The organism is Candidatus Omnitrophota bacterium (assembly GCA_028715415.1).
Classification (GTDB): Bacteria; Omnitrophota; Gorgyraeia; order Gygaellales; family Profunditerraquicolaceae; genus JAQURX01.
Genome location: JAQURX010000028.1, coordinates 1 through 4,463, shown reverse-complemented (window position 1 = coordinate 4,463; position 4,463 = coordinate 1). Strand labels below are relative to the sequence as shown.

General features: G+C 46.5%; 2 protein-coding genes. Both read right to left on the bottom strand.

Translation table 11 applies throughout. The annotated features are described in order from the left end of the window. The coding region (locus tag PHO70_08525; protein MDD5433005.1) for a hypothetical protein at window positions 1-1,708 on the bottom strand (1,708 nt) is incomplete at its 3' end. Continuing rightward, window positions 1,705-4,146, bottom strand: coding sequence for a hypothetical protein (locus tag PHO70_08520; GenBank protein ID MDD5433004.1), 2,442 nt, complete (start codon window positions 4,144-4,146; stop codon window positions 1,705-1,707). The genes PHO70_08520 and PHO70_08525, both read right to left, overlap by 4 nt. Between the last annotated feature and the right edge of the window lie 317 nt (window positions 4,147-4,463).

Genomic DNA, 4,463 nt, shown 5'->3' with positions numbered 1-4,463 from the left:
TAGCACCTATAACGAAATTGCAGGAGCCCCCAAAGAAAATTCTGAAATTGGAGATGATTGTGGAATCGGCAAACGCCACAACTCTTCCCTTTCCATATTTCACTGCGACAGCCTGATTTATCAGACCCCACACTGTATCCCCTATTTGAGTGGGATCATTCTCCCGCGTCTCTCTGAAGAAGCCGACTGAAGCGAACTCCCCAGGATCGGCACGAAGCCCTGACCCTAAAATCACTGGCTCTCCGTAGAGGGACGTCTTCAGGCTGCAGCCGGTCATGAAATCCAGATTCGGCATGTACTTGATGACCGGATGGAAAAATTCGCCCCGCTTGAAGTATAACAGAGTTCCATCGATGGTATTGACTGCGTCAAAGCCAAATTCTATTCCGAATCTATCGGATATCCTGTTCAGATTCGTACCAATCCCCGCAAAGTTGGTATGATCGCCGATCAGGAACAGTCCGCCACCGTTCTCGACAAAACGGACTACAGCATCGATTTCGTCAGGTTTGTATGGAGATGGAGTCTTTATTATCAGGATATCATAGTTCTTCAGGATATCATAGGTGATGTTGTCAGATATGACATCCGGGATCACCTTCTGTGCTCCCGAGACATTCCATTCTTCAAAAGCGGGACTGACGATGCGGTCCACATGATAGGAGTCGTTGAGCCATTCTATCATGCTGTAGGCATTATAAGTGGAGTTCTCCCCGTACCAGTTCTGGTCAAGCTTGAGAGTTGAGAACTCCCAGACGGAGTGGATCTCGTCCACTAGAACCCGGCCACCTTTTTCTGTGCCCGCGTCCAGAAAGAGCGCTGATGAGGTCAAACATAGTGCGCTCAAGAGCACGGCTGCCAGGGCGACGATCAGTTTGCGGTCCACAAAAATTCCAAATTCCAGCTTCATGTCGTCAGGAACTGCCAAACGCATAAACAAGAACGTAAGCGGCACAAAGCTCGCTATCAGCCACCAGGGATCCGTGAATATATCCATCCTGGCCCTGGCAAATTCGGACAGATCTCTGATGAAGAATATCTGGACCAGCAGGATGTACCTGAGAGACAGATAGAAAATGCTGACAATTAGGGCTAAAAACGCATTTTTTAGGAAAGAGAATACGCTATGTGATATCAGGAATATCAGTAATAAAGCTCCAATGTATATCAATATCCAAGGATAGAAGCCAAGCTTTTCGAGAGTTACGGTAAAGGGGAACACATTTCCCTGAGCCAGGACAAAAATTAATCCCGCGTTTTCTGCGGCTTGCAGACCGGTGAGGTTCAGGAGGTATGCTATTCCTGAGGCCAGCGAGGTCGCAAAGTGATAGTTGGGTGCCAGGATATAGTAGACGGATAGCATGAATGAATCCAGGATCAGGACGGCACCAGAAAATATCGATCCGAGCCATATCATTTGCAGTCTTGGTGCCATGAGTGCTACAAGAAGGCCCAAGGCACAGATTATCAGACCTGCATTGTAGGGGTAGGGAATCGCCCAACATGATAAAAAGAGCGGGAGCAAAATAATCCCATAATTCTTATTGAAGAGCGCATCGGCCTTCCAGAAAGCCAGAATGGAAATCGCCGTTGCCATCAGAAGGGATGATATGCCCAAGACTATGCTCGGATCTGTTCCGTAGACATCAACTGAGGACAGCCAGAATGCGGTTAAGGGTATCAATGCGATCCATAATAATTGCTTCATGCCATCCCGGCTTTATGCTCAGCTAGAATCCGTCTCAGTAGCTCGATATTGCCGAACCACTGGAGCTGATACTGCGTTCGTGTCTCTTTTCCGATTCCCTGCGATAGTTGTTCAAGGTTTTCGTTGAGCAAGAACCTGGAGTCACCTATCAGTATAACGCTGCCCTTTCCGACCTTTTTCTCAATAATGAGGTTATATGTATCGCCATTGTAGCGCATCCAGGCGATCGGCTTATACTCACCTTCTGCCAGCACTGGATAGGCTTCCATGAACTTTGGCCTGTGCCAGTATCGCTTCAGATTTTCTGCAGACACTATTGCCTGACCCTTTGTAGCATGTGTTTGCTCGATCCAAGGAAACGAGCCCAATGGAAGGTCGCCAATCTGAAGGCCAAAATCTCTCAGTATCAAGTCCATTGAACTGGCGCTCTTGTGGCCTGCGGAGACAATAAGCAGACCGCCTGCCTCGACGAACTCTCTGTACTGGGAGGCCTCCTTGGCAGCATAATGCTCATTGGGGGCTATTATGATCGAGACGGACCCTTTAGCGATATCAGGACTGCATTTCCCTGTCTGCTGAACCTGAGGCAAGAAGCCATTTCTGAAGAGGTTTAGAGTCAATCCTGCAATGCCATCGTCTCGATAGTTCTCCAAATTAAACTGGTTCAAATGAGTGTGATCTATCCAGGCAAGGTCCGCTCCAGACTCTGCTGGGGCTTTGATCAGAGAGCCGTTAATGCTTCCTGATGCGGCCAGCGAGAACGCCACCACAAAGGCAATGCTTGTCAGGAACTGCATTGTGATCTTGGGTCTGTGTTTCCCGACGACAATGCCAAAGATGGTCAAAAGAATGAGGGCAGATGCCCAGCCGGTATAGGCTGCATAGTCGAACTCGCTGCTCACAAGCCACGATATAGAATTATAGATCAGATTATACTTAAATGGCAACTCGTTATTGAATATGTAAGATGTATCTCCAAATACCAGCACCTTGCCATCGCCGTATCTATCGCAAGCTGCAATTGTCAGATCTCCCAGAGTCTCCCCCTTTTCATAAATCCTATCTCCGAGATGTCCTGGCTGAGTCGGATTGGATCTGTCAGAAAATGCATACCGTCCTATGATCAGGGGCCTCGCAGTGCCGCTCAGGTTTAGCGAAGCGCCCACCGACGAGGTGGTCAAATCAAAGCCCAGATTTCTGGTGACAGCATGGGGCAGGGCAGAGGCTGCATACATCCAGTGATCCGGAATAAAGTCCGCAGTATCCCGGTTGATTCGAATTCCCATTGGACCAAGCAAGTCATTTAGATAATCTCTTCCTGATAAAAACTCCTGATCCGAAACGAACATGGATGTATGCTCACCAAAGACCAGAAGGCTGCCGCCGTCTCCCACATATTCTTGGATCATCTGCTGATCTGCGGATGAAAACGCTTTCTTGAGGTTTAGCAGCACAAGGACATTGGCATCTTCAAGGGCATCCTTCAGATTTCGAGTGTCTGTTGAGTTCAGGGCGTCTACAGAGCAGCCCATGTTCTCCAGATAGAGCTTTATGGCGCCCACGGAAAAGCCGTCATCCGGCGCAAAGGATTGATTTCCTTCCGGGAATTGAGGAATCTCAAAACCCATTTCGCTGTCCCTTTCATAAATTAAGACTTTGCCTATGCTGCCATCGCTATAATATGGAAATACAGATATTGGTAATATGGCAAAGAAAAGCATAGCCAAAATGGCTGCCTGTTCTCGTGAAGGGACAGAGGTGCCCAGGTCGACAGATTGAATTTTGATTCTCCAGACGAATATCAAAAAGGGTACAAGGAGCACAAAAAAGACCAGAGGGATGAGGTCCATGAACTTATCTGCAGTAGCCCATATTGAAATGGCTGTCAAAAAAAAGACGGCATAGGCCACAGTCAATCCCACAAGTGACGCAATCAGCGTCTTTTTAGGGCGGGCTGGCCTCTTTTCCGATAGAATGAAAAAAGAGGCCAAAAAGCAGAAAAACGTCAGAAGAACCGGAATACCGCTAATAGTTGGACCGAATGTCGTGGGAATCCCTGTGACTCGGCCTGAAGCTAGGGAGATCGCATGCGACAGATCTGTGACGCATCTCCAGATGAAGGGATCGTTGAGACAAAAAATATAAAAAACTACGTAAAACGAACTGCCTAATGCCAGAGCTGGCAGATGTGCCTCGATGCATCCAGCAGATCTCAAAAGCAGATCCAATCCGCAGATGAATACGATCAAGCTTGCTATCCAGAGCTCAGGTTTATCTGTGAATATCAATGCCAGAAAGGATAATAATATCAAAGATGCGCCAGCAACAGAAATCTTCGTATCATATGTTTTTTTATATAAATTAATGTATATACTTAAGGCCGTAACAAGGGATACAAGCCCGCAAAAGCGCATGAATGTTGGCGAAGCATATCCCATGTTGAGTGAAAAGAGATTCAAAGAAAGCAAAATCAGAATAATTGAAAAACATTTTTGAATCGCAATGAGGGTACCATTGGGGGATGCGATCATAGATTTGTTAAGCACTCCACTCGACCATCAATTATTGATTCCTGCACCTGCAATGTATTATATTTTGGTTGTGATCATCTCTGTGAATATAAATCTTCCGGCTTTGATACTGCAATTGATGAGACAAAGATTGATCGATATAGACATTGGACTCACAGATATCAATACTTAACTATATATGATAGCACAGAAAGTTATTAACAACATACGCGAACCCTTATCAT